General features: G+C 66.1%; 24 protein-coding genes and 1 tRNA gene. 8 read left to right on the forward strand and 17 right to left on the reverse strand.

Going from position 1 to position 25651, the window contains the following annotated elements:
• Window positions 1-24 precede the first annotated feature (24 nt).
• The 5 genes from ACM1PE_RS26810 to ACM1PE_RS26830 are packed head-to-tail and all read right to left on the reverse strand — an operon-like array spanning window position 25 to window position 5446.
• On the reverse strand, window positions 25-873 hold the full coding sequence (locus ACM1PE_RS26810; protein WP_419341515.1) for a class I fructose-bisphosphate aldolase: 849 nt from the start codon (window positions 871-873) through the stop codon (window positions 25-27).
• A gap of 13 nt (window positions 874-886) precedes the next feature.
• On the reverse strand, window positions 887-1867 hold the full coding sequence (locus ACM1PE_RS26815) for an aldo/keto reductase (RefSeq protein ID WP_419341516.1): 981 nt from the start codon (window positions 1865-1867) through the stop codon (window positions 887-889).
• Window positions 1864-2850, reverse strand: a complete 987-nt coding sequence (locus tag ACM1PE_RS26820) for an ABC transporter permease (protein WP_419343861.1) — start codon at window positions 2848-2850, stop codon at window positions 1864-1866. Before ACM1PE_RS26820 ends, ACM1PE_RS26815 begins: the two co-directional genes overlap by 4 nt.
• A 41-nt stretch (window positions 2851-2891) precedes the next feature.
• The gene (locus ACM1PE_RS26825; RefSeq protein ID WP_419341517.1) at window positions 2892-4415 is read right to left on the reverse strand and encodes a sugar ABC transporter ATP-binding protein; all 1524 of its coding nucleotides are present in this window, start codon (window positions 4413-4415) and stop codon (window positions 2892-2894) included.
• A complete protein-coding gene (locus ACM1PE_RS26830; RefSeq protein ID WP_419341518.1) occupies window positions 4412-5446 on the reverse strand; it encodes a substrate-binding domain-containing protein in 1035 nt (344 codons plus the stop codon). Before ACM1PE_RS26830 ends, ACM1PE_RS26825 begins: the two co-directional genes overlap by 4 nt.
• 178 nt (window positions 5447-5624) lie before the next feature.
• On the opposite strand from ACM1PE_RS26830, the gene ACM1PE_RS26835 reads away from it, so the two are divergent.
• From ACM1PE_RS26835 to ACM1PE_RS26845, 3 genes are read left to right on the forward strand one after another with little or no spacing between them, the layout of a single operon-like run.
• Window positions 5625-7115 (forward strand): FGGY family carbohydrate kinase, encoded by a 1491-nt coding sequence (locus ACM1PE_RS26835; protein ID WP_419341519.1) that lies wholly within the window; start codon window positions 5625-5627, stop codon window positions 7113-7115.
• Complete coding sequence (locus ACM1PE_RS26840) at window positions 7112-8881, forward strand: glycerol-3-phosphate dehydrogenase/oxidase (protein ID WP_419341520.1); 1770 nt, start codon at window positions 7112-7114, stop codon at window positions 8879-8881. The genes ACM1PE_RS26835 and ACM1PE_RS26840 overlap by 4 nt, the downstream gene beginning before the upstream one ends.
• Window positions 8878-9633, forward strand: a complete 756-nt coding sequence (locus ACM1PE_RS26845) for a GntR family transcriptional regulator (RefSeq protein ID WP_059377355.1) — start codon at window positions 8878-8880, stop codon at window positions 9631-9633. The genes ACM1PE_RS26840 and ACM1PE_RS26845 overlap by 4 nt, the downstream gene beginning before the upstream one ends.
• Before the next feature lie 100 nt (window positions 9634-9733).
• Here ACM1PE_RS26845 and ACM1PE_RS26850 read toward each other — a convergent pair whose 3' ends face one another.
• From ACM1PE_RS26850 to ACM1PE_RS26860, 3 genes are all read right to left on the reverse strand, one after another.
• On the reverse strand, window positions 9734-10048 hold the full coding sequence (locus ACM1PE_RS26850) for an XRE family transcriptional regulator (protein WP_419341521.1): 315 nt from the start codon (window positions 10046-10048) through the stop codon (window positions 9734-9736).
• Window positions 10041-10406: a type II toxin-antitoxin system RelE/ParE family toxin gene (locus ACM1PE_RS26855; RefSeq protein WP_419341522.1), complete on the reverse strand. Its 366-nt coding sequence runs from the start codon at window positions 10404-10406 to the stop codon at window positions 10041-10043. The genes ACM1PE_RS26850 and ACM1PE_RS26855 overlap by 8 nt, the downstream gene beginning before the upstream one ends.
• Before the next feature lie 387 nt (window positions 10407-10793).
• Window positions 10794-10868 (reverse strand) — tRNA-Arg (locus ACM1PE_RS26860).
• Between the two features lie 232 nt (window positions 10869-11100).
• Here ACM1PE_RS26860 and ACM1PE_RS26865 point away from each other — a divergent pair.
• On the forward strand, window positions 11101-12018 hold the full coding sequence (locus tag ACM1PE_RS26865) for a c-type cytochrome (RefSeq protein WP_059377346.1): 918 nt from the start codon (window positions 11101-11103) through the stop codon (window positions 12016-12018).
• A gap of 75 nt (window positions 12019-12093) precedes the next feature.
• Here the strand turns inward: ACM1PE_RS26865 and ACM1PE_RS26870 are convergent, their stop codons facing one another.
• The 4 genes from ACM1PE_RS26870 to ACM1PE_RS26885 are packed head-to-tail and all read right to left on the reverse strand — an operon-like array spanning window position 12094 to window position 15272.
• Window positions 12094-13059, reverse strand: coding sequence for a tripartite tricarboxylate transporter substrate binding protein (locus ACM1PE_RS26870; RefSeq protein WP_059377344.1), 966 nt, complete (start codon window positions 13057-13059; stop codon window positions 12094-12096).
• A gap of 44 nt (window positions 13060-13103) precedes the next feature.
• The gene (locus ACM1PE_RS26875; protein WP_059377342.1) at window positions 13104-13616 is read right to left on the reverse strand and encodes a carboxymuconolactone decarboxylase family protein; all 513 of its coding nucleotides are present in this window, start codon (window positions 13614-13616) and stop codon (window positions 13104-13106) included.
• Window positions 13617-13639: 23 nt separating this feature from the next.
• Window positions 13640-14461, reverse strand: a complete 822-nt coding sequence (locus tag ACM1PE_RS26880; protein WP_118933367.1) for an SDR family NAD(P)-dependent oxidoreductase — start codon at window positions 14459-14461, stop codon at window positions 13640-13642.
• Between the two features lie 16 nt (window positions 14462-14477).
• On the reverse strand, window positions 14478-15272 hold the full coding sequence (locus ACM1PE_RS26885; protein ID WP_059377338.1) for an SDR family NAD(P)-dependent oxidoreductase: 795 nt from the start codon (window positions 15270-15272) through the stop codon (window positions 14478-14480).
• Between the two features lie 92 nt (window positions 15273-15364).
• Here ACM1PE_RS26885 and ACM1PE_RS26890 point away from each other — a divergent pair, with 92 nt between their 5' ends.
• Window positions 15365-16270 carry a LysR family transcriptional regulator gene (locus ACM1PE_RS26890; protein WP_419341524.1) on the forward strand — a complete coding sequence of 302 codons (906 nt, stop codon included), beginning with the start codon at window positions 15365-15367 and terminating at the stop codon, window positions 16268-16270.
• Window positions 16271-16288: 18 nt separating this feature from the next.
• On the opposite strand, the gene ACM1PE_RS26895 is transcribed toward ACM1PE_RS26890, so the two are convergent.
• Entirely contained in the window at window positions 16289-17062 is a 774-nt protein-coding gene (locus ACM1PE_RS26895) for an IclR family transcriptional regulator (RefSeq protein ID WP_118933368.1), read from the reverse strand.
• A gap of 212 nt (window positions 17063-17274) precedes the next feature.
• Here ACM1PE_RS26895 and ACM1PE_RS26900 point away from each other — a divergent pair, with 212 nt between their 5' ends.
• The 3 genes from ACM1PE_RS26900 to ACM1PE_RS26910 are packed head-to-tail and all read left to right on the forward strand — an operon-like array spanning window position 17275 to window position 20760.
• Window positions 17275-18339, forward strand: a complete 1065-nt coding sequence (locus tag ACM1PE_RS26900; RefSeq protein ID WP_419341526.1) for a CobW family GTP-binding protein — start codon at window positions 17275-17277, stop codon at window positions 18337-18339.
• A 10-nt stretch (window positions 18340-18349) separates the two neighbouring features.
• Window positions 18350-19753: a dihydroorotase gene (locus tag ACM1PE_RS26905; RefSeq protein WP_280015278.1), complete on the forward strand. Its 1404-nt coding sequence runs from the start codon at window positions 18350-18352 to the stop codon at window positions 19751-19753.
• A 41-nt stretch (window positions 19754-19794) separates the two neighbouring features.
• On the forward strand, window positions 19795-20760 hold the full coding sequence (locus tag ACM1PE_RS26910; RefSeq protein ID WP_059377320.1) for a Bug family tripartite tricarboxylate transporter substrate binding protein: 966 nt from the start codon (window positions 19795-19797) through the stop codon (window positions 20758-20760).
• Between the two features lie 94 nt (window positions 20761-20854).
• On the opposite strand, the gene ACM1PE_RS26915 is transcribed toward ACM1PE_RS26910, so the two are convergent.
• The 4 genes from ACM1PE_RS26915 to ACM1PE_RS26930 all read right to left on the reverse strand — a co-directional run bounded on the left by ACM1PE_RS26915 (window position 20855) and on the right by ACM1PE_RS26930 (window position 25645).
• Window positions 20855-22381, reverse strand: a complete 1527-nt coding sequence (locus ACM1PE_RS26915) for a 3-hydroxyacyl-CoA dehydrogenase (protein WP_118933372.1) — start codon at window positions 22379-22381, stop codon at window positions 20855-20857.
• A gap of 30 nt (window positions 22382-22411) precedes the next feature.
• Complete coding sequence (locus tag ACM1PE_RS26920; protein WP_059377315.1) at window positions 22412-23641, reverse strand: CaiB/BaiF CoA transferase family protein; 1230 nt, start codon at window positions 23639-23641, stop codon at window positions 22412-22414.
• 185 nt (window positions 23642-23826) lie between these two features.
• Entirely contained in the window at window positions 23827-24975 is a 1149-nt protein-coding gene (locus ACM1PE_RS26925) for an acyl-CoA dehydrogenase family protein (protein ID WP_059377313.1), read from the reverse strand.
• Between the two features lie 46 nt (window positions 24976-25021).
• Complete coding sequence (locus ACM1PE_RS26930; protein WP_054455146.1) at window positions 25022-25645, reverse strand: TetR/AcrR family transcriptional regulator; 624 nt, start codon at window positions 25643-25645, stop codon at window positions 25022-25024.
• Window positions 25646-25651: the final 6 nt, after the last annotated feature.

The raw sequence follows: 25651 nt of genomic DNA on the forward strand, positions 1-25651 counted from the left end.
CGTGCGGCCGAAGCGCCGCGCGCCCTATCGGCCGCCTGCTTCGTAAAGGTCCCACGCCTGCCTGGCGCTGGCGTCGTCATGGATCATGGCCATCAGCGCCCGCACCACTGAGGACGGATCGGCGTGCTGGTAGACATTGCGGCCGTATACCAGCCCCACCGCGCCTTCATCCAGCAATTCGCGCGACCGCTCGAAGACCTGGCGCAGGTCTTCGCGGCCGCCGCCGCGCACCAGCACCGGGCAGCGCGCCGCCTGCACCACGCGATGGAAATCGCGCGTGGCGGTGGTGGGGTCGGCCTTGACGATATCGGCGCCCATTTCACGCGCCAGCCTGACCAGCGTGACGATCTTCTCGGCGTCGCCATCGACCATGTAGCCGCCGCGCGCGGAGTGCGGGGCCATGACCAGGGGTTCGATCATCAGCGGCATGCCGTAGCGGTCGCAGTCCGCACGGACTCGCGCGATGTTGGCGACGCATTGGCGAAACAGGTCGGGTTCGTCCGGCAGCATGAACAGGTTGACCACCACGCAGGCCGCGTCTATCTGAACCGCAGGCAGCACCGGGTCCTGCTCGTTCTGCAGCACGGCCCACATGACGCGATGGGTCGTGGCGTTGTAGGGGTTGCCCATGTCCAGGCGCATGACCAGCGCGGGCTTGTCCCGGCCTGGACGCTGCTGCAGCAGGTCGGCCTGGCCGTAGTTCAGCTGGATGGCGTCGGGCCGCGCCGCGGCCAGCTGTTCCATCACGGCCGGCATGTCCTCCAGTCCGGACAGGAAGCTGGGTTCATTGCAAACGCCGTGGTCGACGGCGATGTCCAGGCAACGGCCGCCGTTCAGCAGCCGGTTCAGACGCGCTTCTTTTCTGTGCAGCATGGGAATTCCTTGTTCAATCCAGTGTTTGCAGGTGGCGCCCGGCCGCCTGGTCGATGGCGCCGAGGTCTTCAGGCGACAGTTCCAGCGCGGCGGCGCCGGCGTTCTGCATGGCCTGCTGCGGCGTGCGGGCGCCGCACAGCGCCACGGACACGCCGCCTGGGCGCGTGGTCCAGGCGATCATCAGCTGCGAAGCCGAGCAGTCCAGCCGCTGGCGCAGCGGCTCCAGTTCCGCGAAGAAGCCTTGCAGCCGGCTGCGGTTGGCGACGCTGAAGCGGGGGTTGCCGGCACGCTGGTCGTCGCCGGTAAAGCGGCGCTCTGGATCGATGGGGCCCCCCAGCAGGCCGAGCGCCAGCGAGGAGTACCCGAGGATGCCGACGTTGTGGCGGCGGCACAGCGGCATCAGCGTGGCTTCGATCTCGCGGTCGATCAGGCTGTAGCGTTCCTGGATGGCGTCGACCGGGCCATGGCGCAGGTATTCCGTCAAGGTGCCGGGATCCACGTTGCTGACGCCGATGGCGCGGATCTTGCCTTGCCGCTTCAGATCCAACAGGGCGTCCATGGTCTCGGCGACGGGCGTGCCGGCGTCCTGCCAATGGGTGATGTAGAGGTCGATATAGTCCGTCTGCAGCCGCGCCAGGCTTTGCTCCACTTCGTGGAAGATGGAGGCGCGGCCCAGGTGGCGGTGCACGGCCTGGCCCTCCTCGTCGAAGAAATGCTCGCCCTGGCGGGTGTGCCAGACCAGTCCGCATTTGGTGGCGATGACGGCTTGCTGGCGGCGCCCCTTGAGGGCCTGGCCGACCAGGCTTTCGGCATGCCCCAGGCCATAGGCAGGCGCGGTGTCGATGAGCCGCACGCCCGCATCGAGGGACGCCTGGATGGCGGCAATGGCGGCCGCGTCGTCCCCGCCGCCCCACATCCAGCCGCCCATGGCCCAGGTGCCCAGGCCGACGGATTCGCAGACGATGCCGGACGCGCCCAGTGTTGTAGTCTTCATCGGGAAACCTTTTTGACGTTCATGAGATGGTCGACGGTGACGGCGCCCAGCAGGATCAGCCCCTTCACGACGTCTTGCCAGTACGGCGACACGTCTAGCAGGATGAGCGAGCTGGTAACGACCGACAGCAGGGCCAGGCCCAACACCGCGCCCAGCACGGTGCCCGAACCGCCCTTGAGGCTGGCGCCGCCGATCACAACCGCCGCGATGACGTTGAGTTCCATGCCCACGCCGAAGTTGGGCGTGGCAGCGCCGAAGCGGGCCGTGTAGACCACGCCGGCGACGCCGGCCAAGGTCGAGCACAGCACCGTGACCCAGAACTTCACGCGGCCGGTGCGGATGCCGGCATAGAGCGCCGCCTTTTCATTGCTGCCGGTGTAGAACACCTTGCGCAACAAGGAGGCGCGGCGCAACGCGAAGTCGCTGACGACGACGATGGCTGCGAAGATCAGGATGACGGCGGGTATGCCCGCAATGGATCCCTGCCCGATGAACTTGAACTGCGGGGGCAATGAGAACAGCGATTGCGGCGTACCCTGGGTAATTGCCAGGCACAGGCCGCGCACGATCACCATGAACGCCAGCGACGCGATGAAATGGCTGAGGCCGATGCGCGTGACGCAGCCGCCGATAAGCGCGCCCACCATCGTGCAGACGGCGATCGCGGCCAGGCTCGCGGTCCATGGGTCCAGCCCCAGCAGGAAGAGCTTGCCGGTGATGACCATGGCCAGGCAGACCACCGAGCCCACCGACAAGTCGATGCCGCCGACGATGACCAGAATGGTCATGCCGACCACCACGATGCCTTCGATGGAAAACGACAGCAGCATGGCGCGCACGTTTTCCCAAGTCAGGAAATGCGGCGATGCGAAACTCATGACGACGCACAACGCGGCAATGATCAGCAGCAGTCCCGCTTCGCGGAAGCTGCCCAGCCGGCGCCCTGAGCGGGGCTCCGTCGGCAGGCCGGCGGCGGGAGGCATCAGGACCGCTTGCGCCGCCGGCTGGGTTTTCAGGTCGCTCGTCATGTGGCCTCCTCGGCGGTCAGGCCCGAGGCCAGCCGCAGCAGTTTTTCTTCCGTCATCTCGCTTGCCGCCAGTTCTCCGGCGAGCCTGCCGTTGCGTATGACCAGGGCCCGGTCGCACAGCCCGATGATCTCCGGCAGCTCGGACGAGATCACCACCACGCCCACGCCCTGATTGGCCAGGTCGCGCAGCAGGTGATGGATCTCGGATTTGGCGCCGACGTCCACGCCGCGCGTCGGCTCGTCCATCAGCAGCACCGAGGGGCGGGTCGCCAGCAGTTTGGCGATGGCCACCTTCTGCTGGTTGCCGCCCGACAGGCAACTGGCATCGATCGCCACGCCGTCCGACTTGAGCCTGAGCCGGGCGCCCAGCTCGACGGCCAGGCTGCGTTCCGCCGCGCGTTTGAGCAGGCCGAAGCGCGAGCTGATGCGGCGCAGCGCCATCGAAGACACGTTCTGCTCGATCGGCATGTCCAGGAACAGGCCGGCGGCCTTGCGGTCTTCGCTCAGGTAGGCGATGCCGTGGCGCAGGGCATCGGCGTAGCGGCGCAGCCGCAGGGGCTGGCCGCGCAGCCGCACGGCGCCTCGCCGCGCGCGCCGCAGGCCGCACACGGTTTCGGCCAGTTCGCTGCGGCCCGCGCCCATCAGGCCGGAGATGCCAAGGATTTCGCCCCGGCGCAGCGTGAACGAGATGCCGTGGACGGCGGCGCCATCGGCGAGGTCCTCGACTTCCAGCAGGGTCTCGGCCGGCGCATCGCCAGCCGCCTGCCGGGGCGGGTAATAGTTGCCCAGGTCGCGGCCCACCATGCAGCGCACCAGCGCATCCGGAGAAAGCGCCGCAATATCGGCGCTGTGCACGTCGCGGCCGTCCCGCAACACCGTGACGCGGTCGCAGTGCTCGAAGATCTCGGCCATGCGGTGACTGATGTAGACGATGCCGATGCCCTGGGCCTTGAGGTCATGCAATACGCGGAACAGCGCCACGGACTCCACTTCCGTCAACGCGGCGGTGGGTTCGTCCAGGATCAGCACCTTGCAGTCCAGCGTCAAGGCGCGGGCGATCTCGACCAACTGCTGGCTGGATATGCCCAGCGCATCGACCCGCAAGCCCGGATCGATGTCCTGGCCCAGCCGCCGCAGCACGGCCGCGGCGCGCTCTTGCAGGCCGGCATAGTCCATCCAGGCCTGCGCGCCGGCGCTGATCATGGGCATGAAGATGTTCTCGGCCACGGTCGCGTCGCCGCAAAGCGAGATTTCCTGGTGGACCAGGCCGATGCCCAGGCGCATCGCATGGGCCGGCCCATTGATGGCCACGCGCTCGCCTTCCAGGTAGATGTCGCCGCTGTCCGGCTGATGGATGCCGTCGATGATCTTCATCAGCGTCGACTTGCCAGCGCCGTTCTCGCCGCACAAGGCATGGATTTCGCCCCGGCGCAGCGTGAAGCGCACGTCGGCCAGGGCTTTGGACGCGCCGAACTGCTTGCTGATGCCTTGCAGTTCCAGCAGCGCTGCGGGCGCCTTCATTCGTTGATGCCCTTGGTGCCGCGACGCGCCAGGTACTTGTCCCAATAGAAGTCGTCGGCGTTCGCCTTGCTGACGATGGACAGGCCGTTGTCCAGGAACGGCACGGCCATGGGGTTGGTGCCGTTGCGCTTGGCGTCGTTCATCGGGTCGATCAGTTGCTGGTTGCGCGCCAGGAACAGCAGCATCATGCCCATGTAGCCCTGCACGCCCTGGTTCGGGTTGACGGAGCCAAAGACCTCGCCCGACTTGATCATGTCCAGGATCTTGGCGTTCACGTCGCAGCACAGGACCTTGATGTTCTTCTTGGTCTCGATGGAGGCCTGCGCCGCGCCCAGCGCCGAATTGGCTTCGGGCATGAACAGCGCGCCCAGGGCGGGGTTGGCCTGCGCCAGGCTCAGCGTGGCCTGGTATGCCTTGTTCGGATCCTGGTTGCTGGCCGCGCGGCCCACCAGCTTCATGCCGGGGTGCTGGGTCTTCATGCGATTGATGAAGGCGGCGACGCGGCGGTCATGGTTGTCCTGGCCGGGGTTTTCCAGCACCGCGTACTCGCCCTTGCCATTGAGCGAGGCCGCAATGGCGTCGGCGGCCTGCGCGCCTTCGCGGTCGTTGTCGGACGTGACAAACGACACGCGCTTGGAATTGGGCGAGTCGGCCGCGAAGGTCACCACCGGAATGCCCATGGCCGCGGCGCGGTTGATGGGTTCGATGAAGGGGTCGGGGTTCATGGGATGCAGCAGGATGCCGGCCGGCTTGCGCGCCAGTTCCTGCTCGAACGAGGCCAGCTGCTTGTTGACGTCGTATTCGGGCGTGCCCGAATAGCGGGTGCGCACGCCGAGCGAATGGCCCAGCTGTTTCATCATTTCGTAGACAGGAAACCAGTACTCCACCCCGGACACCATCACGTTCATCACGTAGACATCATTGGCGTTGCCGCGCAGCCCGGGGGCTTGCGGGGTGTTCTGCGCAAAGGCGTTGGCGCTCGCCAGGCCGGCGCCCGCCGCCGCTACGGTCTTCAAGAAATCTCGTCTCATGTTCCGCTCCTTTTTTCGCATCGTTCCAAGAACCCTGCAGCCCTCGGTGCCTGTTGTTCAACCTGTTTCGGTCGAATCGTTGTTATGACATCGCTGAACTATATTGCAGCCGGATTTTTTAAATTACTAGGGGAAACACTGCTATCCTGCGTGAAATTTCCGTAGACAATGTTATGACATGAGAACAGACATCTACCTCGGCATAGACATGGGTTCCACGGGCTTGAAGGCGGTTGCCTTCGAGGCCGGGAGCGGCGCCACACTGGCCGCATCGGGCGGCGCGCTGCCCTATCGGCAATTGGCGCAAGGCGGTTGCGAGCTGCCCGCGGACGCCATCCACACGGCGCTGGCGCGGGCCTTGCAAGGCGTGGCCGCCCAACTGGGTCCGCGCGTGGCCGACGTGCGCGCGCTGTGCTGCACGGGTCATGGCGCCGGCTTGTATGCGCTGGATGCCAGCGGTCAATTGCTGGGAGGCCGCGCGGTGGCATCGACCGACCAGCGCGCCGCCGCCCGCGCCCGGGCGCTGGGCCGCCGCATGGGCGACGCGCTGTATGACGAAGTCGGCTGCCGGCCATGGTCGGGGCAGTCGTCGCTGATCGCGGCCGAACTCTACGGCGCGGACGCCGGTCAACTCGGCCGCATCCGCCACCTGCTGTTCGCCAAGGACTATCTGGGGTTCCTGTTGACCGGCGAGATCGCCACGGACGCCAGCGACGCCAGTACGGCGGGCCTGCTGTCGCTCGATGCCGGGACTTGGTCCACGATGGCTTGCGAGGCAGCCGGCCTGTCCGGCCTGGCCGCCACGGCGCTGGCGCCCATCGCGCCCAGCGGCGCCGTGATCGGCCGGCTACTGCCAGCCCAGGCGGCCGCCTTCGGCTTGCCGGCCGGCCTGCCCGTGGCGCTGGGCGCAATCGATCTGCTCGCCTCGCTGAAAGCGGTGAATGCAGAACGCCAGGGCCATGCCGTGGCCGTACTCGGCACCTGGTGCGTAAATGCGGTGGTGGCGCCGGCCCGCGAACCGAAGCCGGAAGTTGGCGCCATCGTCAGCTTCGGCGATCCGGATCGCAGGCTCTATCTGGAAAACAGCCCCTCATCGATGGCGAACGTGGCCTGGCTGGCGCGCACCCTGCAGTTCCAGGATGCGGCCGCGGCGGTGAATTGCGCGATGGAGGTGCCCTTGGGAGCCGAGGGTCTGCGTTTTCTGCCCTTCATCAATGGCGGCAGCTGGCCGGCGGGAGCCAGCGCGGGATACGTCGGCCTGCAAGGGCATCACACCCGCGCGCACATGGCGCGCGCCGTGGTCGACGCCGTGGTGGCGTTGCACGCGCGGCATCTGAAACGCCTGGCGGCGCTTGGTCTGGGCGTGCCGGGCAGAGTGGCCGCGTTGGGCGGCGGCGCCCGGGACTTGCGCTTGGCGCGCCTGCTGGCGGGCTTTCTGGGCCACGCCGTGGAACGCTGCGGCGACGACGAAACCGGCGCGCGCGGCGCCGCCTTGTATGCCGCGCTGTCGCAAAACCCTGGCGGCGATGACTTGCTGCCCGCCCCATGCGAACGGGTCGAGCCCCTTGCCGCCGAAGCGCAGGCGCACGCCGACTTCTACGACAGCTTCCATGGCTTGGTGGACAGCATGGCCCTTGCTTTCGGCCATCTTGCGGGACCCGCCCGATGACCCCGCGCACCTCGCCTTTCGTGCGCCCGGCCTCCCTGGCGGGCCGCCATTTTTCCACCGTGATCGTTGGCGCGGGCATCAACGGCGCTGGCGTGTTCCGCGACCTGTCGCTGCAGGGCGTGGATTGCCTGATCGTCGACAAGGGCGATGTGGCCGCAGGCGCCAGCAGCGCGCCATCGCGCATGATCCACGGCGGCTTGCGCTACCTGGAAAGCGGATCCTTTTCCCTGGTGGCGGAAGCCACGCGCGAACGCAATCTGCTGCTGCGCAACGCGGCGCACCTGGTGCAGCCGCTGGAAACCGTGGTGCCGCTATCCAGCCGCTTCGGCGGCCTGTGGGGCAGCATGCTGCGCTTTGCCGGCCTGAACGCCTCGCCGGGCGCGCGCGGGCGGTGCGTGGTGGGACTGGGCTTGCGCCTCTACGACAAGCTGGGCCGCAACCAGCGCGTCATGCCGGAACATCGCATCGAACGCGTGCCGGCGGCGGACAGTACGCTGTTCGGCGCGGCGGTGCGCTGGACGGCCACGTACTACGACGCCTGGATACGGCATCCGGAATGGCTGGTGCTGGAACTGATCGACGATGCGCATCGCGGCCATCCGGCCTCGGTCGCATCGAACTACTGCAGCGTGACGGCTTGCCAAGGCCGCGTCATTACGCTGCGCGATGCGCTGACCGGCGAATCCGTGCAAGTCACTGCCGACACGGTGGTCAACGCGACGGGAGCCTGGCTGGACCGCGCGGCCGGCGCCCTGGAAGGCGATGGCTCGCGCGTCATGGGCACCAAGGGGTCACACCTGATCCTGGACCATCCGGCGCTACGCGCCGCGCTCCAGGGGCGCATGGCTTACTTCGAAGCGTCCGACGGCCGGGTGTGCATCGTCTACCCGTTCCTGGACCGGGTGCTGGTGGGATCCACCGACATTCCGATTGATGATCCCGACCTCGCCGCGACCGAGCCGGCGGAGATCGACTACCTGCTCGACGTGTTGCATGAGGTGTTTCCCCGCCTGCATTTCAGCCGCAAGGACGTGGTCTACACTTACGTGGGCGTCAGGCCGCTGGCCCAGTCGGATGCCGACAAGCCCGGACAGATATCGCGCGATCACGCGGTGGTGATCGACCCGCCCAACGCCCGGCGCGAGGTGCCGATGGTGTGCCTGGTCGGCGGCAAATGGACGACCTTCCGTTCGTTGGCGCAACTGGCGGCCGACGCGGTGCTGCAGCAGCTGGGCCGCGCACGGCGCCAGTCGACCGAGCAGGTGGCTATCGGCGGCGGGGCGGGCATGCCTGCCGATGCGGCGGGACGCCAACGCTTTCTGGACAGCATTCAGGCAGCCGCCGCGCTGGACCGCGGGCGCGTCGCCGAACTGTTCATGCGCTATGGTTCACGGGCAGGCGCCATGGCGGCGGATTTCGCCGCGGCGGGCGATAAGCCCTTGCGCCACGCGCCAGATCATTCAACCGCCGAGATCCGCTATCTGTGCCGCGAAACGGCTGTGCAGCACCTGGCCGACCTGGTGATCCGGCGCACCTTGCTGGCCATCCGCGGCCAAGTCACGCCGGCACTGCTGGCGGAACTGGCGGATATCGCCGCGGCCGAGCTGGGCTGGAGCCTCGCGCGCCGGCAAGACGAGTTACGAGCCTGCACCGCGACGCTGCGGGACCGGCATTGTGTTCAACTTCCTCCAGACGAGGCGTCCTGGGCAGAGCCCGCCGAATCCGCCTTGGCTACAGGTTCGATTTCAAACTCTTTGACGACATGAGCAGCCCCATCTCCACCGAAGCCATATTGGACCGCAGCGCCGGCGCCCCGCTTTGGACTCAGTTCCGCGACGTGGTGCGCGGCAAGATCCTGCAAGGCGAACTGGCCGTCGGCGACAAGCTGCCCACCGAGGCCGAGTTCGGCGAGCAATATGGCATTTCGCGCATCGTCGTGCGCGAAGCGCTGGCGGACCTGGTCCGCAACGGCCTGATCTACAAGATCCGCGGCCAGGGCGCCTTCGTATCGGCGCGCGAGCGCGACGAAGACTTCGTGTCCACCGTGCTGGGCTTTTCGGACGAAATGGAACGCAAGGGCCGCACGGTACGCACCCAGGTGCTGCTGCAGGAACTACGCGCACCCACGACGCACGAAGCCAGTTCGCTGGGGCTGGCCGAAGACAGCCAGGTCGTGGCGCTCAAGCGCCTGCGCAGCGTCGACGGCGAACTGCAATTGCTGGTGGAAACGGCCGTGCCCGCCGATCTGGTGCCGGGCCTGCACCGCACCCGCCTGGAAAACCGCTCGCTGTATGACGTACTGCGCAGGCAGTACGGCCTGCGCATCGTGCGCGCGGAACGTTGGATCGACGCGGTGCAGCCGGACGCCCAGACCTGCGAATTGCTGGGCATGAAGGAACCCGAACCCCTGCTGCGCATCGAGTCCATCGCCTATGGCGCCAACGGGCGCGCGCTGGAGCACTACCGCGCCTTGCACCGCTGCAAGTCCAGCCGGCTGCATGTGCAGACTACGACCTGAGACGGCAGGAAGCTTGCAGATTTGGCGATCGGATCAAGAGCGTTGGCAGTCCGCGCAAGGATCCGCGGCGGACTGGACTGCTCTCCTATGACCCCAGACTCTACGCGGCCAGATCAGAAAAATTGGTGATCTTGACAGCGCCATCCGGGAAACGAGCGACCACTTCAAGCTTGCCACCCATTGCCTCAATGTGGCTTCGTAACGTTGATATATACATGTCCGTCCGCTTCTCCATTTTTGCAATGGACGGCTGTTGAACATGCAACACCTCTGCCAGAACTTTCTGCGACAAACCTCGTGCCTGTCGCAGTTCCTGAAGCGGCATCTCTTGAAGCATCTGCTCTGTGGCAGCCTTGGCGCGAAGCTGTGATTCCGGCGACATGGCGGCGCGGAGCGTCCCAAATTTCCTAGCCATTTATCTGCCCTTCCTTTCGCAATAATCTCAAATGATCGTCATATAGTTTGTCTGCCAACGGCACAAACTCTTCATACCAACGATCGTTGCCCGTCTTGTCCCCGCCTATCAACAAAATTGCCGCTCGCCTTGGATCAAAGGCATACAACGTGCGCAGCGGGCGGCCTCCGGCTTGAGTCCCAAGCTCCCGCATGTGCTCGTGCTTGGAACCGTTGATGCCGCTGGAATGCGGGAAGCCGAGGGTGGTGCCACGAGCTTCCAGAAGACCAACGGTAGCGGCGACAGACTCCTGTTCTCGCTCCGACAGACCATTCCACCAAACCTCAAATTCGTCCGTGAACTCGACTTCCCAGGCCATCGCTCCCCCGTCAGCACGGCAACCGAATTATAGCCCCGAAGGAATATTCCATCAAGGGAATATTCCTTCTGCTTGAATCCTCAGAAGATTGCCTCCGGGGGAGTCGGTACAACTTCCGCCGCGAGTGGATGGCCGGCACCGCAGCCCTCGGAATCTGGAGATCAGAGTTGCGGGAGCTAGACATTCGGGAGCGCATACGCGAGGAGCTGCTCTTCGAGGTCTACTCGAAGTGGATCGACAAGATCGCAAATCAGCGAGGAGGAGACAAGATGCGGCGACTTGCTGCGCGGCACCTTCCGGAGAGGCCAATCAGACCTTCTGAACCGGAGTCGGAACAGCCACGTCAGGCCCAGTGTGGACCCAAGCCATTCTTAGTCTTGGAGTTGGTGGCGCGCCCGACAGGAATCGAACCTGTATCAAGAGCTTCGGAAACTCTCATTCTATCCATTGAACTACGGGCGCAGCGCAAGGAGGCGGTATTGTACCCAGTTTTCGCTGAACTGCATGAACTGGATCAAATCTTCCGTCAAACTCAGCGAAAACCCCGTCGGTTGCATTGGACTCGTGTCTATGACACCGTTATATAATCCAGCGTTTGCTTGCAAGGCGGGCTCTTCATGCCGCCGACTTGTGCAGTACTGATTTTCTGTTGCCGCCGCCAGGCGCCCCCGGTACCCGTTAGCAGGATTTGGTCATGAGCAACGAGCAGGAACACATAGAAGAGCACTCCTCCCCCATCAAGACCCCGAAGCAACTGATCGTCACGATCGTCCTGTCTTTCGTGATCCCGATCGCCATCATCATCCTACTGGTGAACATGGTGGTCTCGGGCACCAAGACAGGAGCGGGTTCGGACACGCTGTCCCAGGAAGCCGTCGCCAAGCGCATCGCCCCCGTCGCGGGTTTCCAGCTGGTCGATGCGAATGCCCCCAAGGTCTTCAAGACCGGCGAACAGGTCTTCGCCGCCGTCTGTACGGCCTGTCATACCGCCGGCGTGGCTGGCGCACCCAAGGTGGGCGATAACGCCGCCTGGGCGCCCTTCATCACCGCGGGCTACGACGCCATGATGAACGTGGCCCTGCACGGCAAGGGCGGCATGCCCGCCAAGGGCGGCAACCCCACGCTGTCCGACTACGAAGTCGCGCGCGCCGTGGTGTACATGGCCAACAAGTCGGGCGCTTCGCTGCCCGAACCCGCCGCTCCGGCTGCGGAAGGCGACAAGAAGGAAGCCGCTGCCGCTCCAGCCGTCGCAGCTGCGGCGCCTGCTGCTGCCCCGGCTGCTGCTGCTCCCGCGGCCGCGGCACCGGCCGCCGCGGCGCCCGCCCCTGCTCCGGCAGCCCAGGCCGCCGCGCCGCAAGCCGCGGCAGTCAACCCGGCCGGCGAAAAGCTGTACAAGAGCGTCTGTTTCGCCTGCCATGCCACCGGCGTGGCCAACGCCCCCAAGTTCGGCGACAAGGCCGCCTGGGATCCGTACATCAAGACCGGCATGGACGCGATGGTCAAGGTCGCCATGCAAGGCAAGCCGCCGATGCCCCCGAAGGGCGGCGCGGCCAACGCCTCGGAAGACGACATCCGCGCAGCGGTGCAGTACATGGTGGATGCGGCGAAGTAAGACTCGCCTCCCATGATGAAAAAAGCCCCTTGAGCAAATCAAGGGGCTTTTTCTTTGCGCGCGCTGGCACGCCGATTATTCGCGGATCAGGCCGATCGCCCTGGAAAACAACGCTCGCTGCTCCTGCAGATAGGCGCCGTACTCCTGCGGGCTCAGCACGCTGATTTCCGCGCCTATGCCGCCCAGGGTCTTGTTCACCTCATCGCCCTGCTCCGCCACGACCTTGCGGGCAGCCTGGTACAAGGCGTCGACCACCTGGGGCGGCGTGCCCTTGGGCGCCATCAGCCCGTAGATGGTGGGGCTGCCGACGTCGTAGCCCAGTTCGCGCAGGGTCGGCACGTCCGGATAGGCCACCAACCGCTTGCTGCTGAAGACGGCCAGTGGCCGCAAGCCGCCGGACTGAATATGCGCCTGCGCCGGCCCCACTGCGGACACGGCGATATCCGTGTGGCCGCCCAGCAAGGCGGTGACCGCCGGCGTGCTGCCCTGGAAGGGAATGTGGCGCAACTTGACCTTGGCCTCCGAGGCGAACGTTTCGCCCAACAGATGGCTGATGCCCATGGCTCCCGAGGTGCCGTAGGAGATGGCATCGGGACGCGCCTTGGCGTCGGCCACCACGTCGGCCAGGGTCTTGTACCTGGACTTCCCGGGCGCGACGATCATCATGCCGCCCAGGGATATCGCGGCGACCGGAGCGAAGGACTCCGTTGTGTACTTGATTTCCTTGTTGGCCAGCGGAACCACTACCAGCGCCCCCGGCGAACTGCCCACGATGGTATAGCCGTCGGGCGCCGCCGAGGCCGTGTATGCCGCGCCTATGCCTCCTCCCGCGCCGGGCTTGTAGTTCATCACGATGGGCTGGCCCAGGTATTTCCCCATCTTCTCGGTGATGGGCCGCAACATCTGGTCGGTATCGCCGGGCGCGAACGGAATGATCAGTTGCACCGGCTTTGCCGGATAGCCGGCATGGGCTGTCGCGCTCAGGGCCAGGCCCAGCGCAAGGGATGCGAACGCGCCACCAAATCGTTTGAAGCTGTGCATGCATGTCTCCTGTTTTCTTATTTACCGGCTGTGCAAGAAGCCGTTCATTCGTGGTCGATCTGTATCGCCTCCAGAAAGCGCGACACCATGTTGTACGCGGCCACCGTGGCCGTGATCTCAACGATCGCGCGGGCATCGAAAGCCTCGCGGATGGCCGCGAACGTGACGTCCCGGACCCGGATGTCGCGCGTCATCTCGTCGCAATACGCCATGGCCGCGCGTTCGCCCAAGTCCAGCGATGCGAAATTGCCGGTCTTCAAGCCCTGCACCTGATCTTCGCTGCAGCCCGCCTTCAAGGCGATCGGCAGATGTTGATCGAACTCGTAATCGGCCTGGTTCAGCACCGCGACGCGCAGGATGAGCATCTCCCGCAGTTTGGGCGCAAGCCCGCTGTGCTGGCGTATCGCCGTGAGATAGGCCAGCCAGCCTTGCGCCACCGGGGGGCTGTTGAGCAGCATCCGATAGAGATTCGGCAGGCTGGACCGCTCCCGTTCGATGCGTTCGACCAGCGGCCGGATCTCCGGCCTGGCGATATCCGCATATTCAATTCGCGCCATCGTGATTCTCCTCAGCTTGGTTTTCAGTCGCAGCGGGCGCTCATGCCCCCGTCCACGATCAACTCGGTTCCGGTGATGAAACGCGCCTCGTCCGAGGCGAGAAAGAGCACGGCATTGGCCGTGTCCCGGCCATCGCCGGAAAACGGCAGCGGAATGCGGCGCCGCCGCCGCTCCAGCAGGGCGTCGATATCGCCCGCGCTCTGCTGGCCAGCGAGGAAGGCATCGACCAGCGGCGTATGGAGCTGGCCCGGCAAGACCGTATTGATGCGCACCCCCTTGCTGGCGTATTCCACGGCGGCCACGCGGCCGAACTGCATCACGCCCGCCTTGGCGGCCGCATAGCCGACCTGCGGCGCGCCGGTCCAGCGTATGGCCGAGGTCGAGGACACGTTGACCACGGCGCCGGCGCCCTGCTCCTCCATGATGGGCAGGACGTAGTGGCAGGTCGTGTACACCGAGGTCAGGTTCAGGTCGAGCTGCCTATGCCAATCCGTTTGCGTAAGCGCCGCCGGACCGCCGGGAATGGGGCCTCCCACGTTGTTGACCAGAATGTCGATCCGCCCGTGCCGCCGCGCCACGGTTTCGACCAACGCGGCGACCTGGGCAGCGTCGCCCACGTCGCAGATGTGGGTTTCGATGCGGGACCGGTAGCGCCCAGCCAACTCCAGAGTCTCGGGCAAGGACTCCGGCCGCATGTCCACCGCGACCACCACAGCCCCCTCCTGGGCGAAACGCACGGCGATCGCTCGCCCGTTGCCCCATCCCGGTCCGACGCAACCTGCGCCGAAGATCAAGGCCACTTTGCCCGCCAGGCGCCCGGCGCTCGCTTGCTCATGCACATGCATCGCGACTGTCCTCCGCTCAACGCGTCGCCATGGTGATGCCGCCATCCACCACGATCTGTTGCCCCGTGATGTAGCGGCTCTCATCGCTGGCCAGGAAAGCCACGGCATGGGCCACATCCCAGGCGTCGCCCATGCGGCCCGCCGGCACCTGGGCATGGCGGTGGGCCACGAACCCCTCGTAATCGCCCTTGGCGTATTTCTGCGCCAGGCGCTCCACCAGGGGCGTGAACATCAGTCCCGGGACCACCGAGTTCAGCCGCACGCCGTCTTGCGCATAGATGACAGCCGTGGTTGCCGTCATCTGCATCAAGGCGGCCTTGGCGGCGGCGTAGCCGACCTGGGGTTTGCCCGCATAACGCAGCCCGGCGATGGATGAAATATTGATAATCGATCCTCCACCGGCGCTCTTCATGAGGGGGATGACGTGCTTGCAGCACAGGAAGGCGGAGGTCAGGTTCACCTGGATCTGATCGTGCCAAAGATCCTCCGGCATGGAGACCGGATCGCCCGGTTCCGAGCGGCCCACGTTGTTGACCAGCACGTCGATGCGGCCGTATGTGTCCATGCAGGCCCGCACCAGTTCCGCCACCTGGCCGCCATCCGTGACATCGCACTGCCGGACCGTAATCTTGCCGCCCTCGGCGGCCACGGCCTGCGCGGACTGGCGCGCCGCGTCGATGTTCAGGTCGCAACCGAAAATCGCCGCGCCCTGCCTGGCAAGCACCGCCGCGGCGGCCTTGCCATTGCCCCACCCCTCGCCCAGCGTGCCGCAACCGGTCACCAGGGCTACCTTGCCATCAAGACGAAACATCCCAGCTCCAGAGAAAGATCGTGATGTAGAGGCTAAGGCAGCCGGCTCCTCCGGTTAAGTTCCAATTTGAACGGCATTGATAGACAAGAAGAATGAATCTGACGACGAGACAACTGCGCATCTTCGTGCTGCTGGCAGAGACCCTGAGCTTCCAGAGGACCGCCGAAATGCTGCATGTGACTCAGCCCACGCTGAGCAAACTGCTGAAGGAAACGGAAGAGACGCTGGGCGTCAAACTCTTCGAGCGCACCACTCGCATGGTGCGCCTGTCGCGCGAAGGCCAGGACATCCTGGAGATCGCGCGCAAGATCACGGCACTGCACGAGAAAGGCATGCTGGAACTGGACCATCGGCTGCGCGACCGCAACAACCGCGTCGCCGTCGCGGCCTTGCCCACGCTTGCGGCGTCGCTCATCCCGCTATTGATCCAGAGTCTCGCGCGCAAGCACCCTCGGGTCCGCGTAGAGGTCTACGATCCCATCGCCAACGAAGCCCTGCAATTGCTGCGCGAGCGGCGGGTGGACATTGCCGTGACCACGATGAACGAGGAAGGCGCTACCGACCTGGTCTATCAGGAGTTGTTTACCGAGCCCTTCGTGCTGTTCCACAGCGTCCAGATCAAACCGGACGTCACGCGTTGGATGCCCACGGAACTGGCCCGGCTGCCCTTGATCAGCATGCCGCCTGGCACCAGCGTGCGCGTCCTGACCGAACGCGCCTTTCAGGCCGCGTCCCAGCCTTTCAATCCACTCTATTCCCTGCGGGACCTGAACACCATCGCGCGCTTCGTGCAGCACAACTGCGGCATTGCGCTGTTGCCGGAGTCGTCGCTGGACAACGCGACGCAGCGCGGCGTGCGCAAGACCCGCCTGCGGCAGGCGCTCTCGCGCTCGGTCGGCATGTATGTCCGGCGGGAGAGCGAGCCCTCGGAGTTGCTGCGCCACACGCTGGATGAATTGCGCCGCCTGGGCCGGGACCGCCAGTTGCGATCCGACTGAGCGGCTGGAGGCCTGTGTTCAGGTGCGGGCGACCCAGGCGCCGTCCACCGCGGCCAACTGGCTGCTGATCTGGCTGGCGGCGTCGATGACCGCCGCGCGGAAAGGCTCGAGACGGCAATGCTCGGTACGCACGATCAGGCTCAGTCCGGCCACCACGCGCTGCTCCAGGAAAATGGGCGCTGCAATGCCTGTGGTCCCCGGCGTGATTTCTGAATCGCTGACGGCGACGCCCGCCTCGCGGATGGCATCGAGTTCCAGGCACAGGTCCTTCAGGCTCTTCCAGTGCGAAATGGCGCGCACTTCCTCTTCATGGGCCAGGTACATGCGCTCCAGGGCGCGACGGCTCTGGTGCGCCAGGATGACCTTGGAGGTAGCGCCTCGGAACATCGGCATGGTGGCGCCGCGTTCATAGCGGCCGACGCGCGCGGCCGGATCGCCGATTTCCTGGTGGATGCACATGACCTTGTCCTGGTAGCTGCGCGTGAGCACCGAGGCCGACGAAGGCGTGGTTGCCGCCACCAGCCGCCGCATCAGCGGCTCCGCCACTTTGAGCAAGGGGTCGCCATGGCGCATCAGCAGATCGAAATGGGCAAACGTCGGCCCCAGCACATAGCGCGCGCCCATCACCGGAGTCAGGAAATCCGCGCGCACCAGTTCCTGCACGTCGCGATAGGCCGAGCTGACCGACACATCCATTTCAACGGCGATTTCCTCCACCGACCATGCGGCGCTCCTGTCATAGAGCTGCAGGATGTGCAGTATCCGGTTGCGCGTCCTGATTTCACCCGCCACGTCGCCCTCTCCCTGTCGTTACGCCTCTACGGCGCGAAATTTCGCATCCATTGCGAAATTTTATTCCCCCGCGATTCTAGCAGCGCCATCCTCCCGTCTGCTCCCCGGGCCAACGGTGCGAAATCGCGGGGGCTTGCCAAAGCGTCAACTCGATGCAAAAATCCATTTAATCGCAATAGTTGCGAATTTAATGTTTTTTGCAAAGGTGGATCATGGCAAACGGTGAGACCCCCGAACCGCGTATTCCGGTCACGTTGCTGACGGGCTTCCTGGGCAGCGGCAAGACCACCTTGCTGAATCATTGGCTGCGCGACCCCGCGCTGGCCGATGCGGCGGTCATCGTCAACGAGTTTGGCGAGATCGGCATCGATCATTCCCTGATCGCCAGCAGCAACGACAACACCATCGAACTGAGCACGGGATGCCTGTGCTGCACCGTGCAAGGCGATCTGGTGGAGACGCTGCGCGATTTGCGCGCCAAGCGCAGCGCCGGCCAGATTCCGGCCTTCGACCGCGTCCTGATCGAGACCACGGGCATGGCCGACGTGGTGCCGGTCATCCAGGCCTTGATGACATTTCCGGTGGCGCGCTCGTTCCGCCTGAACCGCGTGCTGACCGTGGTGGACGCCGTCAACGGTCCGGCCACCCTGGCCGCGCACCCGGAGGCCGTCAAGCAAGTCGCTGTCGCCGATGCCTTGATCGTCACCAAGACTGACCTGCCCGGAGCGCAACTCGCAGCGCTGATGGACACGCTTGCGCGCGTCAATCCGGGTGCCATGCGCGTGGCCTGCAACCTTGCGACCCGGCCGGATGCTTCCGTGCTGGAAGGTCCTGACGTCTATGACATGGACGTGCGCCCGGAGCAGGCCCGGCAATGGCTCAACGCCGCGCCCTACGCGGACGGGCACGGGCATCACCATGAACACGCGCATGCCCATGACCATGACCATGCGCGCATCGACAGCTTCTGCCTGGACTTCGCCGCCCCCTTGCACTGGCCGCAGGTCAGCGCCTGGCTGGATGCGCTGGTCATGGCGCACCCGGACGAACTGCTGCGCGTGAAGGGCATCCTGCACATCGCTGGCCACGAACGCCCCATCGTGCTGCAAGCGGTGCAGCGCCTGTTCCATCCGCCTGCCGAGTTGCCGCAATGGCCCGACACGGACCGGCAATCCCGCATGGTTTTTATCACCAAGGGCCTGAGCAAGGACTACGTCCTGCAGGTCTGGAACACGGTGCGCCAGCGCGCCCTCCCGCCTGCCGCCCGCGCGGCCTGATCGTTTTGGCATTCCCCATCACAAGGAAAACAGCATGGACACTTTGATCAAGAACGGCCTGGTGGTCACTCCCCAGGGCCAGGTGCGCGCCTCCATCGGCATCCGCGACGGCAAGATCGCCGGCTTGTACGAGGCCGGCAGCGAGCCCGACGCGCGCAACGTCATCGATGCCAGCGGCCTGGCAGTATTGCCAGGAGCCATCGACATGCATTCGCACCACCGCCAGGGTTCGCAGAAGGGATTCGAGTACAAGGACACCATCCTCACCGCCACGCAGCAATGCGCCGCGGGCGGCGTCACCACCAGCGTGGGCATGCCCAACGTCAATCCGCCGCCAAACTCGCTGGACCTGCTGGAGAAGCAGTTCGCCATCTACCGCAGCGATGCCGTGGTCGACTGGAACTTCAACCCGGCGCCGACGATAGAGTCGGAAATGGAAGCCATGACCGCCACGGGCATCGCCGCGTTCAAGATCTTCATGGTGGTAGACACGGGACGGGACTATCCGCACATGCCCGGCATCGGCGTGCATGACCACGGCAAGCTGCTGCGCATCATGCAGCGCTGCGCTGAACTGGACGTGCCCTTGATGGTGCATCCACACGACCAGGCCCTGATGGACGTGATCGAACAGACCTATTGGGACCGGGGCGAGCGCGACGCCCTCGCCTATGCGCGCGCCTACGCCGCCCACGACGGCGTGATCTGGGAAACCGCCATCGCCACCTTGCTGCGCCTGCAGAAGGCGGCCGGCTGCCATCTGCACATCCTGCACACCCAGACCGCCGGCAGTGTCCAACTCATCCGCGAGGCCAAGGCGGCGGGCCAGAAGGTCACCTGCGAAATCAATCCCTGGGCCTTGTTCCTGGGTTGCGAATGGTCGGCCATCCAGCGCCTGGGCTCGTATGCGCTGTCGTACTGGGTGCCGGAGAAGAACGTGCCGGGCTTGTGGGAAGGCCTGAACGACGGAACGATCGACATCATCGCCACCGACCATGCGCCGCACACGCGCGAAGAAAAGGAAGTGGGCTGGACCGATGGCTGGAAAGCCCACACCGGTACGCCGTCGACGCAGTTCTACCTGAGCATGTTCCTGACGGCGGCCCAGGAAGGCAAGATCAGCCTGGAACGCGTGGCCGAGGCATGTTCGGCCAAGCCCGCCGAATTGTTCCGGTTGCGCAGCAAGGGCGAAATCCGCGTGGGCCTGGACGCCGACCTGGTGCTGGTCGATCTGGAGACGGAATACGAAGTGCGCGACGAGGACGTGCTCAGCCTGGTGGGCTGGAGCCCCTATGCCGGCCGCCGCCTCAAGGGCAAGCCTGTGCATACGCTGGTGCGCGGCGCCACGGTGTATGCGGACGGTAAAGTGGTCGGCGCCAAGGGCGGCGGCCAGATGGCTGCCGCGGTACGCTGACGCCCAGGCCGCGCACCACTACGACACAAGGGGAAAACATCATGAATCGTCGTCAGTTCTCGCGACTGCTGGCCTCTGCGCCATTGCTGCTGCCCGCGTTGGTCCGCGCCCAGGACGGGACCGCCATCACCTTGATCGTGCCGTATCCGCCCGGCGGCAACACCGACTATGTGGCGCGCATTACCTCCGATTCGCTGCGCCGCACCTTGGGCTCATCGGTCGTGGTGAAGAACCAGGCCGGCGCAGGCGGCACCATTGCCACCGATGCGTTGATACGCTCGCGCAACGACGGCAACACGCTGATGGTGGGCTCCATCGGCCAGGTTTCGCTGGTGCGCTTTCTGTTCAATGTGCGTTACGACCCGTTGAACGATCTGGTGCCGGTCGCCAACATCGCCAGCAATCCACTGGTGCTCACGGTGCCGTCCAGCTCGCGTTTCCAGAACCTGGCGCAACTGATCGAGTATGGCCGGGCCAAACCGGGCGCGCTGACCGTCGCGCACGGCGGCGAGGGGTCGATGTCGCATATGTCGGTGCTGGTGTTTCTCAAGCGCGCGGGTATCGAGGCGACGCTGATCGGCTATCGCGGCGGTGCGCCCGCCCTGCTGGACACCATGGGCGGCACGACCGATCTCTACTCGGCCAACATCTCGGAGATCCTGCCGTACAAGGACAGCGGCCGCATCCGCTTCCTGGGCGTGTCCAGCCGCCAGCCCGTACCTCAGCTGCCCGGCGTCCCGGCCATCGCCGACACCATCTCCGGCCACGAGATCGAAACCTGGAATGGCCTGTTCGCGCCCCCCGGCACACCCGCCGAAGTGGTGGACAGGCTGGCCGACGCCGTGCAGGTCATGCTGCGCGACCCGGACGTGCTGAGCAAATTCGACGCTTCCGGCAGCCAGCCGCGGGCAGGCGAAGTGAAGGAGAAGTTTGCGCGCCGCATCCGCGACGACATCGCGCTGTGGACGCCGCTGGTGTCCCTGATCGGGGTCAAGCCGGCGAACTGAGGCGGCCGGCGTCGCAAAAAAAAGCCCGCAAGACACGATGTCTTGCGGGTTTTTTCTTGCGCATGCCAGGTCGGCGCCTGTCATGCTCATCGCATCACTGTTCGCCAGCCGCCTTGGTCAGCGACATGCCCAGCTGCACACGGCGTTGCAGCCACAGGCTGGGGCGATAACGCGGATCGCCGGTCACGCGCTGCATGCTCTTCAGGATTTCCAGGATGCGGTCGGCGCCGAGCTTGTCGCCCAGGGCCAGCGGACCCACCGGATAACCCAGGCCCAGCGTCACCGCCAGGTCGATGTCCTTGGGCGTGGCGATCTGCTGCTGCGCGATGTCGCTGGCAATGTTGACGATGGTGGCGACGATGCGCTGGGCGATGAAGCCAGGCGAATCCTCGATCACCGTGACGGGCACGCCGTCGGCAGCCAGCAGCGCGTGCGCGGCGTCGCGCCACTTGGCTTCAGTGGCGGGCGACACCATGATGGTGCGGCGCTTGGCGCTGTCAAAGGCGTAGAGCGTGTCCAGGCCGACCGTGCGGGCCGCGTTCAGGCTTTGCGCGGACACGGTGGTGGAGACGTCTTCACCGTAGGGCGTGACCAGGATGAGCGCGTCGGCGTCAGGCGTGGAGCCGGTCACCAGCGTGGCGCCCAGCTTTTCGACCAGCGCGGCGGCGCGGGCGTAGCCTTCAGCGTGCTTGGGGCTGACCCAGACCTTCAGGTTCTCGGGCAGCGCGGGTACGGGCGGCTCGGCCGGCACCTGCTTCTGGCCGTCGGCGTAGACGTAGAAGCCTTCGCCGGCCTTGCGGCCGATCAGGCCGCCGGCCAGGCGCACGGTGGTGATCGGCGAGGGACGGAAGCGCGGCTCGTCGAAGAACTGGCGGTAGATGGATTCCATGACGGGGTGGGACACGTCCAGCGCCGTCAGGTCCAGCAGTTCGAACGGGCCCATGCGGAAACCGGCCTGCTCGCGCATGACGGCGTCGACCTGGGCGAAGGTCGCCACGGCTTCCTGCGCCACGCGCAGGCCTTCGGTATTCATGCCGCGGCCGGCATGGTTGACGATGAAGCCGGGCATGTCCTTGGCGCGCACGGGCGTGTGGCCCATGCGGCGCGCCAGCTCGGCCAGCGCGTCGCCGACTTCGGGCGCGCTGCGCAGGCCGTCGATGACTTCGACCACCTTCATCAGCGCGACGGGGTTGAAGAAGTGGTAGCCGGCCACGCGTTGCGGCCGCTTGCAGGCGGCGGCGATGGCGGTGATCGACAGCGACGAGGTGTTCGACGCCAGGATGCAGTCTTCGGCCACCACGCCTTCGAGCGCGGCGAACAGATCACGCTTGACGTCCAGGCGCTCGACGATGGCTTCCACCACCAGCTGGCAGTTCGACATGTCGGTCAGCGCGGTGGCGGATTCCACGCGCTCCAGCGCCGCCTGCGCGTCGGCGGCGCTCATCTTGCCTTTCTGGGCCAGCTTGTCCCAGGTCTGGCGCAGCGACTCGCGCGCGGCCGCGACGGCGTCCGCGCTGGTGTCGTACAGGCGCACGCGCAGCCCGGCTTGCGCCGCGATCTGCGCGATGCCGCGCCCCATGGCCCCGGCGCCGACGACGCCGATGGTTTGAATCTCCTTCATCACCACTCTCCTGCTTTTATTGGATGGGGTTCAGGCCCGGCTTTGCGCCAGCGCCAGGATTTCTTCGGCCGACAGGCCCAGCTTCTCGGACAGCACCTGCTCGGTGTGCTCGCCCAGCATGGGCGGCGGACGGCGGTACTCGACGGGGCTGTCGGAAAACTTCAGCGGGCTGGCGGCGATGGGCACTGTGCCCGCGGTCGGATGCGGCATCTCGCGCTTCATGCCGCGCGCCAGGACCTGCGGGTCTTCGTAGACCTGGTCCAGCGTGTTGATGGGGCCGGCGGGAACGCCCACGCCTTCCAGCGCGGCCAGCCAGTGGTCGCGCGCGCCGGTGGCCATGCGTTCGGCCAGGAGCGGCACCAGTTCGGCGCGGTTCTTCACGCGCTGCGGATTGGTGGCAAAGCGCGGATCGGCCGACAGCTCGGGCAGGCCGATCGCGCCGCAGTAGTTGCGGAACTGGCTGTCGTTGCCGACCGCCACGATCAGGTGGCCGTCGCTGGCCGCGAAGACCTGGTACGGCACCAGGTTCTGGTGGGCATTGCCTGCGCGCTTGGGCGCCACGCCCGAGGTCATGTAGTTGAGGTTCTGGTTGGCCAGCATGCTGACCTGGCAGTCCAGCAGCGCCATGTCGATGTGCTGGCCCAGGCCGCTGCGCGAGCGTTCGTGCAGCGCGGCCAGGATGCCGACCGTGGAGTACATGCCGGTCATCAGGTCGGTCACGGCCACGCCCGCTTTCTGCGGACCGCCGCCGGGCAGGTCGTCGCGTTCGCCGGTGATGCTCATCAGGCCGCCCATGCCCTGGATCATGAAGTCATAGCCGGGACGGCTGGCGTAAGGGCCGGTCTGGCCGAAGCCGGTGATGGAGCAGTAGATCAGGCGCGGGTTGAGTTCCTTCAGGCTTTCGTAGTCCAGGCCGTACTTCGACAGGCCGCCGACCTTGAAGTTTTCAACCAGGATGTCGCTTTGCAGCGCCAGTTCGCGCACCAGCTCGGCGCCGCGCGGCGAGGCGATGTCCAGCGCCACCGACAGCTTATTGCGGTTGGCGGACAGGTAATAGGCCGCTTCCGTGGTGTCGTTGCCCGCCTCGTCCTTCAGGTACGGAGGCCCCCAGGCCCGCGTGTCGTCGCCCGCGCCGGGACGTTCGATCTTGATGACCTCGGCGCCAAGGTCGGCGAGGTTCTGGGTGCACCAGGGACCCGCCAGGACGCGGGTGAGGTCCAGCACGCGTATGCCGGTAAGGGGAGCGGGACGTTGCGACATTAGTAATCTTTTCGCTAGAAGAGAAATGAAAACGTCTGGCTTGCGGCGGCGCGCAAGCCAGACTGGAATTCCGTCATGCCGGCGGCGCGCGGCCGCTGGCGCGTCATATGCCGGCGCGGCCTGGGGCCGTGCGCCGGATCACCGTCAGTCATGCAGGATATTAGCCTCTTGCGCCGGGTCCGCGCTCAGGAATGCGCCTTGATGGTTTCGCGGGCGATCACCAGCTGCTGGATCTGCGAAGTGCCTTCGAAGATGCGGAACAGGCGCACGTCGCGGTAGAAGCGCTCGACCGCGTATTCCGACATGTAGCCGGCGCCGCCGTGGATCTGCACCGCGCGGTCGGCCACGCGGCCCACCATTTCGGTGGCGTACAGCTTGCAGCAGGCGGCCTGCATGGTGGTGTTCTCGCCGCGGTCGCGCATGCGGGCGGCGTCCAGCACCATGCAGCGCGCGGCGTAGAGTTCGGCCTGGCTGTCGGCGATCATGGCCTGGATCAGCTGGAATTCGGCGATGGGTTGGCCGAATTGCTTACGCTCAATGGCGTACTTCACGGCATCGCTCAGCAGGCGGTCGGCGATGCCCACGCACAGCGCCGAGATATGCAGGCGGCCCTTGTCCAACACCCGCATCGAGGTGCGGAAACCATTGCCCTCTTCGCCGCCCAGCAGCGCGCTGGCCGGGACGCGGCAGTTGTCGAACACCACGTCGCTGGTCAGGGCGCCGGCCTGGCCCATCTTCTTGTCCGGCTTGCCGATGGAGAGGCCCGGCGTGCCGGCTTCGACCAGGAAGCACGAAATGGAATTGGCGCGGCGTTCCGGCGCGGTGCGCGCCATGACGGAGAACAGGCCGGCGATGGGCGCGTTGGTGATGTAGCGCTTGGTGCCGTTGAGCACGTAGCTGTCGCCGTCGCGCACCGCAGACAGGCGCAGCGCCATCGCGTCGGAACCGGCGTCGGGTTCGGTCAGCGCGAACGAGCCGATCAATTCGCCGCTGGCCAGCTTGGGCAGGTAGCGGGCGCGCTGCTCGTCGGTGCCGGCCAGCACGATGGCTTGCGAGCCGATGCCGATGTTGGTGCCGGCCAGCGAGCGGAACGCGGGCGAGGTCTGACCCAGCTCGAAGACCACGCGCACTTCCTCTTCCATGGTCAGGCCCAGGCCGCCATGGTCGGGCGAGATGGACAGGCCGAACAGGCCCAGCTCGCGCATCTCGTTGACGATGTCGGGCGGCACCTGGCCGCTTTCGGCCAGTTCGTCTTCGGCGGGGATCAGGCGTTCGTGCACGAAGCGGCGCACGGCGTCCAGCAACAGGTTCAGGGTTTCGGTATCGAGGGCCATGATGGGAGTCTCACAAAAAGCGGGGCAAGCCGGGGACAGCCGCGCCTCAGGCGCGCATGCCTCCGACCAATAGATCGAAATAGCCGGCGGCGATGGCTTCGGCGCTGTCGCCCTGGCCGGGCTTGTACCAACGCACCATCCAATTCAGCATGGACAGCACGGCGCGGCCCGCAGCGGCCACGTCCAGCGCGCGGAACTCGCCGGCGGCGACGCCTTGCGCGATCAGTTCGCGCAGGCGCTTCTCGTAGCCGTCGCGCAGCCGGGCGGCGTCTTCGCGTTCGGTCAGCGCCATGCCGGAATAGCCGATCAGCATGGTGACGAACTCGGCGTGGTGCTGCTCGAAGTAGCGCGCGTGGCCCACCATGAAGGCGCGCAGGCGGGCCGTGGCGCCCTCGGCCCGCGCGACGTCCTGGGCGACGGCCTGCGTCAGGCCGCTCAGCACGGCCAGGATGATGGCGTCGTAGATGTCCTGCTTGGTGGTGTAGTAGTGGTAGATGGCCGCCTTGGACACGCCGAGCGCGCCGGCCAGGTCGGACACCGAACTGCCGTCGTAGCCGCTTTGGGCGAAGAGCTTGGCGGCTTCTTCCAGGATGCGTTCGCGCGGGGCCGCCACGGTGGGTGGGCGGCCGGCGCGGGCGCGTTTCTGGGCAGGAGGGGCGGAGGTCGCCATGGCAGC

The sequence above is a fragment of the Achromobacter sp. PD1 genome, assembly GCF_048541815.1.
GTDB classification, from domain to species: domain Bacteria; phylum Pseudomonadota; class Gammaproteobacteria; order Burkholderiales; family Burkholderiaceae_B; genus Achromobacter; species Achromobacter bronchisepticus_A.

What these genes read in the sequence shown, in the direction of transcription:
- ACM1PE_RS26810 (WP_419341515.1), bottom strand. Translation starts at nt 873, where the DNA reads ATGCTGCACAGAAAAGAAGCGCGTCTGAACCGGCTGCTGAACGGCGGC.
- ACM1PE_RS26815 (WP_419341516.1), bottom strand. Translation starts at nt 1,867, where the DNA reads ATGAAGACTACAACACTGGGCGCGTCCGGCATCGTCTGCGAATCCGTC.
- ACM1PE_RS26820 (WP_419343861.1), bottom strand. Translation starts at nt 2,850, where the DNA reads ATGCCTCCCGCCGCCGGCCTGCCGACGGAGCCCCGCTCAGGGCGCCGG.
- ACM1PE_RS26825 (WP_419341517.1), bottom strand. Translation starts at nt 4,415, where the DNA reads ATGAAGGCGCCCGCAGCGCTGCTGGAACTGCAAGGCATCAGCAAGCAG.
- ACM1PE_RS26830 (WP_419341518.1), bottom strand. Translation starts at nt 5,446, where the DNA reads ATGAGACGAGATTTCTTGAAGACCGTAGCGGCGGCGGGCGCCGGCCTG.
- ACM1PE_RS26835 (WP_419341519.1), top strand. Translation starts at nt 5,625, where the DNA reads ATGAGAACAGACATCTACCTCGGCATAGACATGGGTTCCACGGGCTTG.
- ACM1PE_RS26840 (WP_419341520.1), top strand. Translation starts at nt 7,112, where the DNA reads ATGACCCCGCGCACCTCGCCTTTCGTGCGCCCGGCCTCCCTGGCGGGC.
- ACM1PE_RS26845 (WP_059377355.1), top strand. Translation starts at nt 8,878, where the DNA reads ATGAGCAGCCCCATCTCCACCGAAGCCATATTGGACCGCAGCGCCGGC.
- ACM1PE_RS26850 (WP_419341521.1), bottom strand. Translation starts at nt 10,048, where the DNA reads ATGGCTAGGAAATTTGGGACGCTCCGCGCCGCCATGTCGCCGGAATCA.
- ACM1PE_RS26855 (WP_419341522.1), bottom strand. Translation starts at nt 10,406, where the DNA reads ATGGCCTGGGAAGTCGAGTTCACGGACGAATTTGAGGTTTGGTGGAAT.
- ACM1PE_RS26865 (WP_059377346.1), top strand. Translation starts at nt 11,101, where the DNA reads ATGAGCAACGAGCAGGAACACATAGAAGAGCACTCCTCCCCCATCAAG.
- ACM1PE_RS26870 (WP_059377344.1), bottom strand. Translation starts at nt 13,059, where the DNA reads ATGCACAGCTTCAAACGATTTGGTGGCGCGTTCGCATCCCTTGCGCTG.
- ACM1PE_RS26875 (WP_059377342.1), bottom strand. Translation starts at nt 13,616, where the DNA reads ATGGCGCGAATTGAATATGCGGATATCGCCAGGCCGGAGATCCGGCCG.
- ACM1PE_RS26880 (WP_118933367.1), bottom strand. Translation starts at nt 14,461, where the DNA reads ATGCATGTGCATGAGCAAGCGAGCGCCGGGCGCCTGGCGGGCAAAGTG.
- ACM1PE_RS26885 (WP_059377338.1), bottom strand. Translation starts at nt 15,272, where the DNA reads ATGTTTCGTCTTGATGGCAAGGTAGCCCTGGTGACCGGTTGCGGCACG.
- ACM1PE_RS26890 (WP_419341524.1), top strand. Translation starts at nt 15,365, where the DNA reads ATGAATCTGACGACGAGACAACTGCGCATCTTCGTGCTGCTGGCAGAG.
- ACM1PE_RS26900 (WP_419341526.1), top strand. Translation starts at nt 17,275, where the DNA reads ATGGCAAACGGTGAGACCCCCGAACCGCGTATTCCGGTCACGTTGCTG.
- ACM1PE_RS26910 (WP_059377320.1), top strand. Translation starts at nt 19,795, where the DNA reads ATGAATCGTCGTCAGTTCTCGCGACTGCTGGCCTCTGCGCCATTGCTG.
- ACM1PE_RS26915 (WP_118933372.1), bottom strand. Translation starts at nt 22,381, where the DNA reads ATGAAGGAGATTCAAACCATCGGCGTCGTCGGCGCCGGGGCCATGGGG.
- ACM1PE_RS26920 (WP_059377315.1), bottom strand. Translation starts at nt 23,641, where the DNA reads ATGTCGCAACGTCCCGCTCCCCTTACCGGCATACGCGTGCTGGACCTC.
- ACM1PE_RS26925 (WP_059377313.1), bottom strand. Translation starts at nt 24,975, where the DNA reads ATGGCCCTCGATACCGAAACCCTGAACCTGTTGCTGGACGCCGTGCGC.
- ACM1PE_RS26930 (WP_054455146.1), bottom strand. Translation starts at nt 25,645, where the DNA reads ATGGCGACCTCCGCCCCTCCTGCCCAGAAACGCGCCCGCGCCGGCCGC.